This is a genomic window from Tahibacter amnicola (assembly GCF_025398735.1).
Classification (GTDB): Bacteria; Pseudomonadota; Gammaproteobacteria; order Xanthomonadales; family Rhodanobacteraceae; genus Tahibacter; species Tahibacter amnicola.
Map to the genome: position 1 here is coordinate 5274353 of NZ_CP104694.1, position 16219 is coordinate 5290571.

The 16219-nt window shown below is 65.8% G+C and carries 10 protein-coding genes, 1 tRNA gene and 1 pseudogene; 6 read left to right on the plus strand and 6 right to left on the minus strand.

The genetic code is table 11. From position 1 onward, the window contains the following. Positions 1 to 400: 400 nt before the first annotated feature. A pseudogene (locus N4264_RS25925) lies at positions 401 to 2308 on the plus strand (Rne/Rng family ribonuclease); the annotation flags it as partial. Positions 2309 to 4563: 2255 nt separating this feature from the next. Here N4264_RS25925 and N4264_RS20650 read toward each other — a convergent pair. Continuing rightward, positions 4564 to 5268, minus strand: a complete 705-nt coding sequence (locus N4264_RS20650; RefSeq protein WP_261694111.1) for a response regulator — start codon at positions 5266 to 5268, stop codon at positions 4564 to 4566. A gap of 189 nt (positions 5269 to 5457) precedes the next feature. Here N4264_RS20650 and N4264_RS20655 point away from each other — a divergent pair. Further along, positions 5458 to 5547, plus strand: a tRNA-Ser gene (locus tag N4264_RS20655). Between the two features lie 50 nt (positions 5548 to 5597). Here the strand turns inward: N4264_RS20655 and N4264_RS20660 are convergent. The 4 genes from N4264_RS20660 to N4264_RS20675 all read right to left on the minus strand — a co-directional run bounded on the left by N4264_RS20660 (position 5598) and on the right by N4264_RS20675 (position 9322). Beyond that, the gene (locus tag N4264_RS20660) at positions 5598 to 6611 is read right to left on the minus strand and encodes a glycosyltransferase (RefSeq protein WP_261694112.1); all 1014 of its coding nucleotides are present in this window, start codon (positions 6609 to 6611) and stop codon (positions 5598 to 5600) included. A gap of 31 nt (positions 6612 to 6642) precedes the next feature. Next, entirely contained in the window at positions 6643 to 7563 is a 921-nt protein-coding gene (gene lgt, locus N4264_RS20665) for a prolipoprotein diacylglyceryl transferase (RefSeq protein ID WP_261694113.1), read from the minus strand. Between the two features lie 25 nt (positions 7564 to 7588). Then, on the minus strand, positions 7589 to 8794 hold the full coding sequence (locus N4264_RS20670) for a class I SAM-dependent rRNA methyltransferase (protein ID WP_261694114.1): 1206 nt from the start codon (positions 8792 to 8794) through the stop codon (positions 7589 to 7591). A gap of 153 nt (positions 8795 to 8947) precedes the next feature. Further along, a complete protein-coding gene (locus N4264_RS20675; protein WP_261694115.1) occupies positions 8948 to 9322 on the minus strand; it encodes a diacylglycerol kinase in 375 nt (124 codons plus the stop codon). Between the two features lie 251 nt (positions 9323 to 9573). Here N4264_RS20675 and N4264_RS20680 point away from each other — a divergent pair, with 251 nt between their 5' ends. From N4264_RS20680 to N4264_RS20695, 4 genes are read left to right on the plus strand one after another with little or no spacing between them, the layout of a single operon-like run. Next, on the plus strand, positions 9574 to 11634 hold the full coding sequence (locus N4264_RS20680; protein ID WP_261694116.1) for a carbon starvation CstA family protein: 2061 nt from the start codon (positions 9574 to 9576) through the stop codon (positions 11632 to 11634). Further along, a complete protein-coding gene (locus N4264_RS20685) occupies positions 11631 to 11849 on the plus strand; it encodes a YbdD/YjiX family protein (RefSeq protein WP_261694117.1) in 219 nt (72 codons plus the stop codon). The genes N4264_RS20680 and N4264_RS20685 overlap by 4 nt, the downstream gene beginning before the upstream one ends. Before the next feature lie 34 nt (positions 11850 to 11883). After that, positions 11884 to 13041 carry a glycerophosphodiester phosphodiesterase family protein gene (locus tag N4264_RS20690; RefSeq protein ID WP_261694118.1) on the plus strand — a complete coding sequence of 386 codons (1158 nt, stop codon included), beginning with the start codon at positions 11884 to 11886 and terminating at the stop codon, positions 13039 to 13041. Positions 13042 to 13062: 21 nt separating this feature from the next. Further along, on the plus strand, positions 13063 to 13584 hold the full coding sequence (locus tag N4264_RS20695; protein ID WP_261694119.1) for a hypothetical protein: 522 nt from the start codon (positions 13063 to 13065) through the stop codon (positions 13582 to 13584). A 414-nt stretch (positions 13585 to 13998) separates the two neighbouring features. Here N4264_RS20695 and N4264_RS20700 read toward each other — a convergent pair whose 3' ends face one another. Then, the gene (locus N4264_RS20700; protein ID WP_261694120.1) at positions 13999 to 16122 is read right to left on the minus strand and encodes a S9 family peptidase; all 2124 of its coding nucleotides are present in this window, start codon (positions 16120 to 16122) and stop codon (positions 13999 to 14001) included. Between the last annotated feature and the right edge of the window lie 97 nt (positions 16123 to 16219).

Here is a 16219-nt window from a genome sequence, read left to right on the forward strand (position 1 = left end):
TGGCGGCGCACCTGTCTGTTACCTGCCTTGAGGCCCCGTCGGATTTCCTGACCGGAACCGCCGCGGCGTCCTCGGATCATCGTAACGGATCGGGTTGGAGATTGCCCGCGACGCAACAAGCGTCACGAGGGTTTCCGGTCGCGCACGGCAACAAAACATGGCTGGGGAGACTTCGGTCTCTCCGGAAAGTAAAAAACCGCGCTCCCGACATGGTCGTGAGAGTCGCACTGCCAGGACGGCGCCGGACCGGCGCAGTGCGCCACCGTCGTCCGCCGATCGGCCTTGGGCGCCGATCTTCCGCACGATGCCTCCGCGTCGTGCCGCAGGGTCACCTGCGAGGTATGCGCTTTCGCCCCGCCGTGCCGGTGGAGCGCATCATGGAATCACTACAATGAAACGCATGTTGATCAACGCAACTCAGCGTGAGGAGTTGCGTGTGGCCATCGTGGACGGCCAGTCGCTCTTCGACCTCGATATCGAGATCCCCTCCAAGGAACAGAAAAAGGCCAATATCTACAAAGGCCGCATCACGCGGGTCGAGCCCTCGCTGGAAGCCTGCTTCGTCGAATACGGCGGAGAACGCCACGGCTTCCTGCCCCTGAAGGAAATCGCGCGGGAATATTTCACCCCGGGCGTCGACCACAACCGCGCCGGCATCCGCGAGCTCATCAAGGAAGGCCAGGAAATCGTCGTCCAGGTCGAGAAAGAAGAACGGGGCAACAAGGGTGCGGCCCTGACCACCTTCATCTCCCTGGCCGGCCGCTACATGGTCCTGATGCCGAACAATCCGCGCGCAGGCGGGGTTTCCCGGCGGATCGAAGGCGAAGACCGCGCCAACCTCAAAGAGGTGATGGACCAGCTCAACTGCCCGGACGACATGGGGCTGATCATCCGCACCGCCGGCATGGGCCGCGACGCGGAAGAACTGCAGTGGGACCTGGACTACCTCCTGCAGCTGTGGAAGGCGATCTCCGAGGCTGCGATCCTGCGCCCGGCGCCATTCCTGATCTACCAGGAATCCAAGCTGATCATCCGCGCGCTGCGCGACTACCTGCGCAACGACATCGGCGAGATCCTCATCGACAACGAGGAACTCTACGGCGACGCGCGCGACTTCATGCAGCAGGTGATGCCTAACAATCTGCGCAAGCTCAAGCTTTACCGCGACACCACGCCGCTGTTCTCGCGCTTCCAGATCGAAACGCAGATCGAGAACGCGTTCGAGCGCACGGTACGCCTGCCCTCCGGTGGTTCGATCGTCATCGACCAGACCGAGGCGCTGACCGCCATCGATATCAACTCCGCCAAGGCCACCAAGGGCGGCGATATCGAGGAAACTGCCTTCAACACCAACCGTGAAGCCGCGATCGAAATCGCCCGCCAGCTGCGCATCCGTGACGCCGGCGGCCTGATCGTCATCGACTTCATCGACATGGACAGCCCCAAGCACCAGCGCGAAGTCGAGGAGACACTCAAGGACGCGCTCAAGCTCGACAGGGCCCGCGTACAGCTCGCGCGCATCTCGCGCTTCGGCCTGCTGGAAATGTCGCGCCAGCGTCTGCGTCCGAGCCTGGGCGAGTCGACCCAGATCGTCTGCCCGCGCTGCACGGGCCATGGCCGCATCCGCAGCATCGAGTCGCTGTCGCTGTCGGCGCTGCGCCTGGTCGAAGAGCACGCGATGAAGGACAACACCGGCCAGGTGCTGGTGCAGGCTCCATCGACGGTGGCGAACTTCCTGATGAACGAGAAGCGCCGCCAGATCACCGAGATCGAGCAGCGCCACGACGTTGCCGTGATCGTCGTTGCCGACGAGAAGCTCGAAACGCCGCACCTGGAAATCCAGCGCATCAAGACGGCGGACATCTCCGACACGGTGCGTCCCAGCTATGACCGCCTCACGCCCGTGATCGTGGCGCAGCCCCCGCAGGTGGCCCAGCCGAGCGCCGAGGCCGAACGGCCGGCCGTGAGCCGCGTGGTGCCCGCCAGCCCCGCACCACTGCGTCCGGAGGCGGAAGCCGAAGAGGCCGCAGCCACCGCCGCGCCGCGACCGGCGACGCCGCCCGTGGGCTTCTTCAGCCGCATGATGAGCTGGTTCAAGAAGCCGGCCGAGGAACCCACTCCCCCGGCACCCGCCGCCAAGGCGCCGGCCAAGCCGGCGGGCCGCACCGAAGGTCGCGACCAGCGTGACCAGCGCGGACGCCAGGGCCGCGAAGGCCGCGCGGAACAGCGCGACAACCGTGACGCGCAACGCAGCCGTGGCGACCAGCCGCGGGGCACGCGCGCCGATCAGCCTGCCCGCGGCGACCAGCCGCGCGGTGAAGGCCAGGGCAAGCAATCGCGCCAGGAATCCGCACAGCAGCAAGGGGCCAAGCCCCAGCAGCAACAGCAGGCGTCCCAGCAACGGCAGCAGCAACAGCGCCAGCCGAATGAAGCGCGCGCAGAGGGCGCGCCGAAGGCCGACGGCGGCAAGCCGCAGCAGGAGCGCCGCGGCGGCCAGGAATCCAAGCCCCGCCAGCCCCAGGAACGCAGCGAGCAACAGCGCCCCGCCGCGGAAGCTCGTCCAGAGCAGAAACCGGCCGCGCCAAAGCCGGCGGCTGAAACACCGGCAGATGCTACGACTGTCGTAGCAGCAGACGCGGCCGCCACCGCGCCGGCAGCACCTGCTGCGGGCGCCGGCGAAGAAACCACGCGCGAAGGCGGCCGCCGCCGCCGTGGTCGTCGTGGCGGACGTCGCCGCCGCCGTCAGGAAGGTGGCGCCGAGCAGGGCGATCTGGCCGAAAACGCTATCGACGCTGACCTGGACGACGAAGAAGGCGACGGCGATACAGCCGAAGACTCGGACGCGCCCGCTACAGCATCCGAACCGCGGGAACGGAAAGTCGCAGAGCGAGTGACTGCGGCTCCGGCTTCGACGGCTCCGGCTTCGACGGCTCCGGCCTCGACCGCTCCGGCCTCGACCGCTCCGGCCTCGACCGCTCCGGCCTCGACCGCTCCGGCCTCGACCGCTCCGGCCTCGACCGCTCCGGCCTCGACCGCTCCGGCCTCGACCGCTCCGGCCTCGACGGCTCCGGCTTCGACCGCTCCGGCTTCGACCGCTCCGGCTTCGACCGCTCCGGCTTCGACCGCTCCGGCTTCGACGGCTCCGGCTTCGACGGCTCCCGCTTCGACCGCTCCCGCTTCGACCGCTCCGGCTTCGACCGCTCCGGCTTCGACCGCTCCGGCCTCGACCGCTCCGGCCTCGACCGCTCCGGCCTCGACCGCTCCGGCCTCGACCGCTCCGGCCTCGACCGCTCCGGCCTCGACCGCTCCGGCCTCGACCGCTCCGGCCTCGACCGCTCCGGCCTCGACCGCTCCGGCCTCGACCGCTCCGGCCTCGACCGCTCCGGCCTCGACCGCTCCGGCCTCGACCGCTTCGGCCTCGACCGCTCCGGCCTCGACCGCTCCGGCCTCGACCGCTTCGGCCTCGACCGCTCCGGCCTCGACCGCTCCGGCCTCGACCGCTCCGGCCTCGACCGCTCCGGCCTCGACCGCTCCGGCTTCGACCGCTCCGGCTTCGACCGCTCCGGCTTCGACCGCTCCGGCTTCGGCCGCTCCGGCCTCGACCGCTCCGGCCTCGACCGCTCCGGCCTCGACCGCGCCGGCTTCAACCGCTCCGGCTTCGACCGCTCCGGCTTCGACCGCTCCGGCTTCGACCGCTCCGGCTTCGACCGCTCCGGCTTCGACCGCTCCGGCTTCGACCGCTCCGGCTTCGACCGCTCCGGCTTCGACCGCTCCGGCTTCGACCGCTCCGGCTTCGACCGCTCCGGCTTCGACCGCTCCGGCTTCGACCGCTCCGGCTTCGACCGCTCCGGCTTCGACCGCTCCGGCTTCGGCCGCTCCGGCTTCGACCGCTCCGGCTTCGGCCGCTCCGGCTTCGACCGCTCCGGCTTCGACCGCTCCGGCTTCGACCGCTCCGGCCTCGACGGCTCCGGCTCCGACGGCTTCGGCTCCGACGGCTTCGGCTCCGACGGCTTCGGCTCCGACGGCTTCGGCTCCGGCCGCAGCTTCGCCACCCGTTGCCAAGCCGGCCACGCCATCGGCATCGGGTCCGACCGGTGCAGACCCGGCCGGTCGTCCGCGTTCGGAAGCTGCGCAGCTGTCGCTGAGCATGCCCGAGCCACGCCGTGAATCGCCAAAGGCGTCGCCGGATACGTCCTCCGATGATCTTCGCGGGCATCCGGCGGACGCACTGCTCCCACCGACCGCCACCAGTGTCCGCCAGGCCGTCGCATCGGCGCTGCGCACGCCGGCGACGCCGTCCACGGGTGCATCCAGCGCGGATACCCCGTCGGAAAACGCCGCAAAAGAGGATGATGCGTCGAAAGACGCGTGATCGTCGCTGACGGGTCAGGGGCCCGTCAGATCCTGGAAAACAAAGGCCCGCCGGTGATCCCGGCGGGCCTTTGCTTTTCGTGCATCCTTATTGCGTGCGTGCCGCCGGTAAGCGAGGCAACCACCCGCGGCATCACCTCGCAGACAACCGGAACCATCCCCCGGACACTCGCATCTACTGCCTGCTCCGAATCACGACGTGATGGCGCGCGTCGACTTGGGCCGTTTCCGGCCTGTTCCATTGGCGGTTTCGCGGGCGCTGCCGCTATCCAGAATGCCGTGCAGTTGCGCCAGGTGCGCCAGCGCCACGACGTTGTCGATATCGAGCTTTGCGAACACGTTCGACTTGTGGGTCGAAATCGTTTTCTCACTGATGCTCAGCACGCGCGACAGCGTTCGCGCATCGTCGCCCTGCGCCAGCCGGATGGCGATCTCAAGCTCACGCGCACTGAGCGCATCAAACGGCGAACGGCTTCCGCCGGATACGGCCTCCATCGCCAACTGCTGCGCAATGGCCGACGCCAGGTAGCGCCGGCCGTCCGCCACCTGGTGGAGCGCCTGCAGCAGTTCCTGCTCCGGACACGCCTTGGGAACGTAGCCCACCGCCCCCGCCTCGAGCAGGCGGCGCGGGTACGGCGAATCCCCCGCAACGGTCACGATCACGATGCGGGTGCGCAGCGACAACTTGCGCGCGCGCTCTGTCACCTCGATGCCCGTCAGCCTGGGCATGTGCAGGTCGAGCACGGCGATGTCGGGCTGCAGGCGGCGCATCAGCGCCAACCCTTCCTCGCCGTCGCCGGCTTCGCCTACCACGGAAAACTCGGGGTATTTCTCCAATATCGAACGCAAACCATGCCGAACCAGCGCATGGTCGTCGATCAGCACGACAGATATCACGGCGTATCCCTCCTTTCCCGGCGCGCAACGCTACGTGACACATGTGCACAAAACAACCCGGAAGGCCCGAATCCGGCGTACGGAGCGGCGCCGTACGCAATGCCGAGATGGTGGAGCGCCGCCTGATTGGTTATCCTTTGCAGCTTGTACGACCGGGTGTGCGCTGCCGCCCGTCGCTACGCACAATCCGGAGAGGTGGCCGAGCGGTTTAAGGCAGCAGTCTTGAAAACTGCCGTGGGTTTACGCCCACCGTGGGTTCGAATCCCACCCTCTCCGCCATCTTCCAGGAACCGTCGCCCTGTGTTGCGAATTCCCGCGCCGCCAGCCGGTCAGGGCATTACCGATACCGCATCGCGCGACAGGTCGCCCAGCGGCCGCGCCACTGCCGGTACATCCATGTCGCCCAGGCGCGGCGGCGCCGGTTGGGCCAGGTAGGACAGCATCTTCAGCTCGCGCCGGCCGCGTGTCACGGTATCAAGGATCAGGCCGGCGAAGAAACTGAGCGCCGCAAACACCATGATGCCGGTGGCGAGAATCGCTGTCGGGAAACGCGGTACGAGGCCCGTCTGGGCATAGGTGATGAACAGCGGCACTGCCAGCACGATGGCCAGCACAGCCTGCATCGCTGCCAGGATGGAATAGAACACCAGCGGACGCTCGGCCGCGAAAAGCCGCCCCATCGTCGATACGATGCGCAGGCCGTCGCGCACGGTCGACAACTTGCTGTGCGAACCCTCTGGCCGTTCCTTGAATGGCGTGACCACTTCCGACACCGCCATCTTCAGTTCCAGCGCATGCACCGACAGCTCGGTCTCGATTTCGAATCCGGCGCTGAGCACCGGGAATGACTTGGCGAAACGCCGCGAGAACACCCGATATCCGGACAGGATATCGGCGCAGGGTCGCCCGAACAGTCGGCTGAGGAATCCGCTCAGCAGGCGATTGCCGAAGGCGTGTCCAGGACGGTGCACATCGGCGTGGACCGGTTCGCGCACAGCCACGACCATGTCGAGCTGATCCTGCCGCAAGCGCCGCACGAGTGCCGGCGCGCTGGCCGCATCATAGGTATCGTCGCCGTCCACCATGATGTAGATGTCGGCGTCCACGTCCGCGAACATGCGCCGGACCACGTGGCCTTTGCCCTGCAAGCCGACCGAACACACCTGCGCACCGGCCGCCCGCGCAATCGCGGCGCTGCCATCACGCGAATTGTTGTCGAAAACGTGGATCTGCGCCTCGGGCAAGGCAGTTCTGAAATCCGCCACCACACGGGCGATCGCCACGGCCTCGTTGTAGCAGGGAATCAGCACCGCGATCCGGCACGCCTCCTCGCCCGCGATCATTCGAAAGTCGCTTTCTGATCGATAGCCATGCTCATCGCGGGTTCGCCGGCTGCGCGTGCGCCTCGACGGGCGTCGCATCCGCGGCGGCCACCGGATAGGCCACCGGTGCATTGCGCGACTTCACCAGCAGCACGATACCGATGAGGATCAGCGGCAGCGACAGCACCTGCCCCATCGTCACCCAGCCGCCCAGGAGGTAACCCAGCTGCGCATCCGGTTCACGCACGAATTCCACAGCGAAGCGGAACACGCCGTAGAGCAGCGCGAACAGACCAGAAACCGCATAGCGGCGACGCGGCTTCGTAGAAAAAATCCACAACACAACAAACAGTACCACGCCTTCCAGGGCCAGTTCGTAGAGCTGCGACGGGTGGCGCGCCTCGCCGGAGAGTTGTCCGGCTGCAAACATCGCCTTCAACTCGGCAGTGGACTTGCCCAGGTGCGAAAGCGATGAGGGAAACACCACTCCCCAGGGAAGATCGGTGTGCTTGCCCCACAATTCGGCGCCGATGAAATTGCCCAGGCGTCCCAGCCCCAGGCCAATCGGCACCAGCGGCGCGACGAAATCGATTGCGTCGAAGAATCGCAGTTGCTGCTTGCGCGCCCAGAAGAACCCTGCCGTCAGCACGCCCAGCAGGCCGCCATGGAAGGACATGCCCCCTTCCCAGACGCGGTAGATCGTGTGCGGGTTCTCCAGCACCTGATCCATGCCATAGAACAGGATGTAACCGATGCGGCCGCCGAGGATGACACCCAGCATGGCGTAGAACATCAGATCGCCATAGCGCTCCAGGGTGATCGGCAGGCGCCCCTGGGCGAGCCGGCGCTTGCCGAGCAGATAGGCGGCCAGGCCACCCAGGATGTACATCAGGCCGTACCAGTGAATCGATACGTGATGCTCCGCCGTGCCAAGCGTGACCGCGACCGGATTGATGTCGTGGAAAAAAGCCATGCGTACTCCCTGGGGCGCCCGTGCGCTAGGCCGGGAGCACCCGGCAGATGAAGCCCTTGAGATATTCCGTCTCGGCGATCGCCGGATGGACAGGGTGGTCCGGCGATTGCTGCAGCTGTTCGAGCACCTGGACGTTGCGGTCCAGGTGCCGCGCCGCCTGCTGCACGCTGTCGAGCAACGCATTGCGCGGCATGTGGTACGAACACGAGCAGGTGACCAGGATGGCGTCGCGGGTGAGGATCTGCATCGCCATCTCGTTCAGGCGACGATAGGCGATACGGCCTTCGGCGAAATCCTTCTTGCGTTTGACGAAAGCGGGCGGGTCGAGGATCACCACGTCGAAGCGGCTGCGCTCCTCGCGCAGCCGCTTGAGTTCGTCGAACGCATCGGCCTTGACTGCGGTGACGCGGTCGCCCAGGTTGTTGCGGTCGATATTGCGGCGGATCTGTTCCACTGCGTGCGCCGAGACATCCACGCAGACCACCTCGCTCGCGCCCATGGCGGCGGCGCGCAGCCCCCAGCCACCGAGGTAGCTACACACGTCCAGGACGCGCTTGCCGCGGACGTACTGCGCCAGGCGATCGCGATTGGCGTGCTGGTCGTAGAACCAGCCGGTCTTCTGGCCGCCGATCGGATCGCACTCGAATTCCAGCCCGCCCTCGCGCACGATCATTGGCGAACGCAGCTCGCCGTAGCCGATGTCGGCGTATTCGGGCAGGTGTTCGAGCGACCGGATACCGGCATCGTTCTTCCACACCAGCGCCTGTGGCTTGAGCGCCTTGACCACGGCCTCGGTGATCTCGTCCTTGAGGCGTTCCATGCCGGCCGTGGTGGTCTGGCCGACGATGACGTCGCCGAAGCGGTCCAGCGTCAACCCGGGAAGGCCGTCGGACTCGCCGTAGACCAGACGGTAGTACGGCTCGCTGTACAGACGCTCGCGCAGGCTGAGGGCCACGTTCAGGCGATGCACGATCAGCGACCGGTCCAGGGCATGGTCCAGCCCACGGCTGACCAACCGCGCGCAGATCAGGGAATTGGGGTTCACGTAGCCAACCCCGATGGGCTTGGCCGCGGCGTCCAGGATGACCGCGATCTCCCCCGGCTCGAAGGCAGTCAGCGGCGTGCGCTTGACGTCGACTTCGTTGGAGAACACCCAGAGGTGGCCGGCTCGCAGGCGGGCATCTTCACCGCGTTTGAGGACAAGGGCGGGATATTCGGCGGCGTCGGACACGTCAGGCTCCTGTATCGAACCGGGCACCTTAGGCTAAGCCGCCGGGCGGCACAAGCGGGCCGGAGCTGGCCCGTGTCGATCACTTGCCCCCTGCGCGGCGCCGGGATCCGGTGTGGCCGAGGGCGAAAGCCGACGGAATCCCGGGGCCGTCGGTCAAGCCATCCACTGCGAGCCGAGGATGACGCCCCAGCACAGGATCACATTCATCATCAGGAGGAAGACCGACGCCGAACCCATGTCCTTGGCGCGACCGGCCAGCTCGTGAAACTCGGGACTGACCTTGTCCACCACCGCCTCGATCGCGGAATTGAGCAGCTCGGCCGCCAGCACCAGGAACAGGCAACCGACGAGGACGACCTTTTCGATCGGTCCTCGCCCCAGCCACAGGCCCAGCGGGCAGAAGACCGCAAAGAGATAAGCCTCCAGCCGGAATGAGGCTTCGAATGTCCAACCGGCCTTGAGGCCTTTCATGGACCAGAGAAAGGCCTTGTAGATCTGGCGCGGCCCGCGCGGTTCGGTGCTCGGCATTACCCTGTCATGCCCTATTGCCTGGCCGGAGGCGCTCCACGAATGCTGCGTCAGCGGCAACACGTCGCACATTCGACGACGGGAAGCGGTCCGGGGATGGAGAAAAAGTGCGGGCATGATGCCGGGATTCGCCGGCGACGGCCAGGGGAGCGGCGACACGCCGGCGCCCCCTGCCCCGCCATGCCCTTGACCCGGCGGGCAGCCCCGGATGACGCTAGCCCGTTCCAGGATCGCAGCGGAGCGCAGGCAGCATGAGCAGGATGTGGAAGATGGCCGGATGGGCCGCCTTTGCCGCTTTCGGGGCCGTCAGCCTCGGCATGGTGGCACTCAAGCGCGGCGAGTCCATCAATGCGGTGTGGTTGGTGTCGGCAGCGATCGCGGTGCTGGTCATCGGCTACCGTTTCTACAGCCGCTACATCGCCGAGCAGGCCCTGGGGCTGGACCCCACCCGTGCCACGCCGGCGTTGCGGCGTAACGATGGGCTGGACTACGTCCCCACTGACCGCTGGGTGCTGTATGGCCACCATTTCGCCGCCATTGCCGGCGCCGGTCCCCTGGTCGGGCCGGTTCTGGCGGCGCAGATGGGGTATCTGCCGGGCACCTTGTGGATCCTCGCCGGCGTGGTCTTTGCGGGCGCCGTACAGGATTTCATCATTCTCTTTTGCTCCACGCGGCGCGACGGCCGGTCGCTCGGCGACATGATCCGCAGCGAAATGGGTCCGGCAGCGGGCACCGTTGCGATGCTGGGCATCCTCATGATCATGATCATCCTGCTCGCGGTACTTGGCCTGGTGGTGGTCAAGGCATTGGCGATCAGTCCCTGGGGTACCTTCACCGTGGCGATGACGATTCCCATCGCCATTTTCATGGGCCTCTACGTGCGTTACCTGCGCCCCGGGCGCATCCTGGAAATGTCGATCATCGGCGTGGTGCTGCTGCTCGCCTCCGTGGCACTGGGCGACAAAGTGGCCACGCACGCGGAGCTGGCCCCGTTGTTCACGCTGCGCGGCGAAACCCTGGCGTGGTCGCTTATCGTCTATGGTTTCGTTGCCGCCGTGCTGCCGGTATGGCTGCTGCTCGCGCCGCGGGACTACCTTTCCACTTTCCTCAAGATCGGCACGATCGGCCTGCTGGCCGGCGCCATCCTGCTGGTGTGGCCTGACCTGAGCATGCCGGCGGTAACACGGTTTATCGATGGCAGCGGGCCGGTCTGGTCGGGCAGCCTGTTTCCGTTTCTTTTCATCACCATCGCCTGCGGCGCGGTTTCAGGCTTCCATGCCCTGATCTCATCGGGGACAACGCCCAAGATGCTGGCCAACGAAACGGACGCCCGCTTCATCGGCTACGGCGGCATGCTGATGGAAGCCTTCGTCGCCATCATGGCGCTGGTGGCGGCGTGTGTCCTCCAGCCGGGCGTCTACTTCGCGATGAATTCCCCGCCGGCAGTGATCGGCACCACGGTGGAAACCGCAGCCGCCGCCATTACGCAATGGGGCTTCGTGATCACGCCCGAGCAACTCACGCAGTTGTCGCAGAGCATCGGCGAATCGACGCTCCTGTCGCGCACCGGCGGAGCCCCCACACTGGCAGTGGGCATGGCACAGATTCTCAATGGCCTGTTCAGTGGCGACGGCATGATGGCCTTCTGGTACCACTACGCGATCCTGTTCGAGGCGCTGTTCATCCTGACCACGCTCGATGCCGGCACACGCGTCGGCCGTTTCATGATCCAGGACCTCCTGGGCCAGGTGTACGCCCCGCTGCGCCACACCGAATCCTGGACCGGCAATCTCATCGCCACCGCGCTGTGCGTCGGCGGCTGGGGATGGTTCCTGTATCAAGGCGTGGTCGACCCCCTGGGCGGAATCAACACGCTCTGGCCCCTCTTCGGCATCGCCAACCAGATGCTGGCCGCGATGGCACTGATCTTCGCCTGCGTCGTGCTGGTCAAGCTCAAGCGCCAGCGCTGGCTGTGGATCACGGCAATACCTACGGCGTGGCTGATCCTGTGCACGTTGACCGCCAGCTTCCAGAAACTGTTCCATCCGGACTGGAAGATCGGGTTCCTCGCCAATGCGCAGCGTTTCAGTGAAGCGGCGGAAGCCGGGAAAATTCTGGCGCCCGCCGATTCGCTGGCCAAGATGGAGCGCGTGATCTTCAACCTCTACGTCGATGCCGCGTTGTGCGCCTTCTTCATCGGCGTGGTGATCACCGTGGCCATTTTCGGTATCCGCGCCGCCTGGCGTGCACACGGCATCCATCAGCCCACGGCGATGGAAACTCCCTATGTGGCCGTGGCGTCGCTGCGATGAACCCATCGCACCGTGCGGCACTGCGCCACGGGTTCCTTCGCCTGTGGCATACGCTGCGGCAGATGGCACGACTGATCGTCGGCATTCCCGACTACGACACATACGTCGCCCATCTGCGCCGCCACCACCCGGACCGCACTCCGTTGAGCTACGAGGCGTTTTTCGCGGAACGCCAGGTCGCGCGCTATGGCAAGGGGCGATCACGGTGCTGTTGACCAGTGCACCGCGCTTTGCCGCGGGGAAACCCCGATGAGCAGGCCGATTCCCGTCGCACGGCCCCGGGTCATCGCGCACCGCGGCGCCAGCGCGTACCTACCCGAACACACGCTGGCTGCCTACGCGCGTGCAATCGACCAGGGCGCGGACATCATCGAACCCGACCTCGTCGTCACGTCGGATGGCGTGCTGATCGCACGGCACGAAAACGAGCTGGGTGGGACGACTGACGTCGCCACGCGCCCGGAATTCGCCAATCGCCGATGCACCAAGCGCATTGATGGCAGCGACGTCACCGGCTGGTTCGCCGAGGACTTCACGCTGGCGGACATCAAATCGCTGCGCGCCCGCGAACGTATCCCGGAAATCCGCCCCGACAGCGCAGCTCACGACGGCGAGTTTGCGATTCCCACTTTTGCCGAAGTCATCGACCTGGCCCGACGCAGCCGCAGGCCCGTCGCGATCTACCCCGAAACCAAGCACCCCACGTACTTCGCCGAGGAAGGCCGTCATCGTGATGGCCGTCCGATTGCCCGGTCACTGGGTCGCCTGCTGCTGGACGATCTGGCGCGCGCCGATTTTCTGCTGGCGGACCGGGTGCTCATCCAGTCGTTCGAAGTGGCCAACCTGCTGGAACTCCGGCACACGCTGATGCCCTCGTTCGACGTGCAGTTGCCGCTGATGCAGCTGTTCGACAACGTCTGCGCCGCACAGGCACGCATCCAGTCACCGAAGCCGCCTCCGGCTGGGCCGTATGACGTCCGCTTCTACGCCGAATGTGGTGATGACCTGGAAAAACGGTATCCCGGCCTTGCCGCCGCTGTCGGCAAACCGCTCGGCGCAGAAACCGCCTTTGCCGACCTGGCCGCACCCCGTGCACTCGCATGGATGCGCGAGCACTACGCGACCGGAATCGCGCCGTGGAAAAACAATCTTCTTCAGATCGATGCGAACGGCGTCCATCCCACCACGCTGGGCATCGACGCCAGAGCCGCCGGGCTGCAGCTTCACACCTACACACTGCGCGGCGAGCGCCATTTCCTGCGCCAACACGCAGACGGCACCGTCCTTCCCATGGAAGAGGAGATTGCACACCTGCTTGACGCCGGCGTTGACGCGTTCTTTTGCGATCATCCGGATCGCGGGGTGATGGCGCGGGATCGGTGGATGGGGCGCCGTTCCCCCGCGTAAGCCAACCGAATAGGAGGATGGATGTCGCTCGTCGGCGAACTGCTACGCGCATGGCAAAATCTGCGGCGGATGGTGTGGCTATCGGCATCCCTGCACCGCGCCCAAAACCCTCCACCCGCTACCGCTGACACTGCTGCGCCCATATGGTGCGTCGTCGCAAACATCGTGCTTGTGCGCAGCTACGGTCCCGGCGGTATTGAAAAGCGTCCCGGCACGAAATTGTTTGCGCCCGGCGGGAAGGCCTACGTCATCGGATTCTTCTGGGGCGGTGGCGGCGAGACCGTCACGGTGGTCGCGCGGCATCGCAAGTCCAAGCGGTACGTCACCGCGTCCATGCCTTCCGCCCACCTGGCAAACTGGCGCGCCGAGCTCGTATACAGCCCGCATGTCATCCGCCAGATCGAAAAGCACGGCGATATCCCCAAGCACGCGAGGGACAGCGCCGAGGCGAAGGATCGCGCGGAGAAGATCGCCGCAAGCTACATCGCGCACGGCGCCCCGTCGCAGCCGTTTGTGACGCGTGGAACGACGCCGAAAGAATAGCCGCAGGTTACAGGCGCAGGAGTAGTAAGGAACGCATGGCGCACAGCCAAGCCCGCATCCGGGGGAATGATCGGCGTTTCAAGGGTCAATGCGCCCGGCGATGTTGGGCATCGCTGCGCTCAGCGCCAACCTGTAGAAAGACGGGTGGCGTCTGTCTGATGGGTTTCCGCGTTTTGTTCCGCGCCTGCAAAACGGAGCGATGCTTTGCTGCGTCGAGGCAGCGCGACCCCGGGTGAACCCTGCGGGTTAACCCGGGCTACAGGGAGCGTAGCTATCTGCTTAGACGAAACGCTTTGGCCTTTGACGTTCGAATACGCCAATTCGCCCGGCGATGTTGGGCATCGCTGCGCTCAGCGCCAACCTGCAGGAGCAAAGCGGTTCGCCGGAGGACAGGCGAACCGCTTCGGCTCATTGCTATTTGCCGTCAGCCGTCCACCGCGTCAACCAGGCATTCACTGTCTCATGCCACTTCACACTGTTCTGCGGCTTGAGCACCCAGTGATTTTCATCCGGGAAGTAGAGGAACTGGCTTTCGATGCCGCGTCGCTGCAAGGCGGTGAAGGCGCCAAGTCCCTGTTCGAGGGGAATGCGGAAGTCCAGTCCGCCCTGGATCACCAGCATCGGCACTTTCCACTTGGCAACATGATTGACCGGGTTGAACTTCTCGTAGGCTTCCGGTTTGTCGAACGGCGTTCCCTGGTGCTCCCATTCGTCGAACCACAGCTCTTCGGTGGAATACCCCATCATGCGGGAATCGAACACGCCATCGTGATTGACCAGGCACTTCCACGGTTCCTGCCAGTTGCCGGCGATCCAGTTGATCATGTAGCCGCCGTAGGACGCACCCAACGCGCAGGCGCGGTCGCCGTCAAGAAACGGGTACTTGGCCAATGCGGCGGCCCAACCCTTCTGCAGGTCGACCAGCGGCTTGCCGCCCCAGTCGCCGGAGATGGCGTCAGTGAAGGCCTGGCCGTAGCCGGTCGATCCATGGAAATTCACCGCCACCACGGCGAAGCCGAGGCCGGCGTAGGTCTGCGGATTCCAGCGGTAGTGGAAGTCGTTGCCGTAGGCGCCCTGCGGCCCGCCGTGGATCAGGTAGGCAACGGGATATTTCTTGCCTTTTTCATAGTTGTAGGGTTTCACGACAAACCCCTGCACGCGGTCGTCGTTGGCACCCTTGAAGTCGAAGAATTCGTGCGATCCGAAGGCGACGTCCTTCAGGCGCTCGGCGTTGAAGTGCGTCAGACGGGTCGCCTTTCCGCCCTTTGCGCCCATCTGGAACAGGTCGCTGGGCGAGGAAAGCGTGTCGAGCGCGTAAACGAGGCGATCAGCGGCAACTGAAAACGCGCTGACGTGCCCTTCGGCCACGATCTTCTTCACCTTGCCCGTCGCAACGTCGATACCGAACAGCGGATGCTGCCCGTTGTCGTCGGCCGCCGTGTACAGCGTCTTGCCATCCGCCGACAGGGCCATCGCGCTGGCGGAGTTGTCCCAGTCCGGGTTGATTTCGCGTGTCTGGCCGCTGGACAAGTCCAGCGCCATCACACCGAAGCGATCGGCCTCGAAGCCAGGCCGCTTCATCGCCAGGTAGTAGAGCGTCTTGCCGTCGCGCGAAGGCACCGGATACGAATCCCAGGCCGCATTGGCTTCGGTCAGGTTGCGCGGCGGCGCGGATCCATCGGCGGGCACGGCGAAGAGATCGAAATTGGTGGACCAGGCTTCCGTCCTGCCGGCAATACGCGCGCCGAAGTAGACCGTGCTGCCGTCGGGGGAGAACGCGAACTCCGTGTCGTCACCGAACGGCTTGGACGGCACATCGCCGTCGATGCCCTTGCTCAACAGGCGCAGTTTCGGCTTGAGTACTCCCTTTTCGTCCAGTTCGCCCAGGAACAGCTGGTTACGCCGTCCATCCGCCCACGTATCCCAGTGACGCACGAACAGCTTGTCGTACAACTTGCCCGACATCTTGCTGGCGGCAGTGTCGTCCAGGCGCTTCTTGGTGCAATCCAGATCCGCGCAGTCGGGGAACACTTCCAGCGCCAGCAGGACGCGCTTGCCATCCGGCGAGAACTTGAACGCAGCCACATCCAGCGGCAGGCCGCTGGAAACAACCGCTGCCTGCGGCTGCGGTTCAAAGCTGTCGCGCAGCACGGATCTGGACGAATCGGTGGGCTTGAGCCGGTCCGGCGTCAGATCGACCCGCCACAGCTGCGTGGTGCCGTCCTTGGCCGCAGTGAAGTAGACACTGCGGCTGTCCGGGGCCCAACGCGGGCCGGCGCTGCTGCTGCTCTTGGCGGTCAGGCGGACCGGACTGGACTTGCCGTCCAGCCGCAACAGCCAGATGCCGTTGACGCCCTTGTTGGCCTGGTAATCCGTCTCGCGCAACTGGAACGCCACGTAGCGGCCGTCCGGTGAAACCTGCGGGTCGGAGACGCGGTCCAGGTTGACCAGGTCATGGACAGTGAACGGCCGGGGCGCGGCAGCGGCCGAGGCCACACCGGCGAACGCCAGCGTAAGGGCGACAGGCAGGGACTTCATCGTGAACTCCGGCGGGGAAAGGCGCGATGGTAAGGCGCTACGGGGCAGCCGCGAAAGCGGTTGACGCATTGGCGCGTCCTGGTGCGGAAGTGGCGCA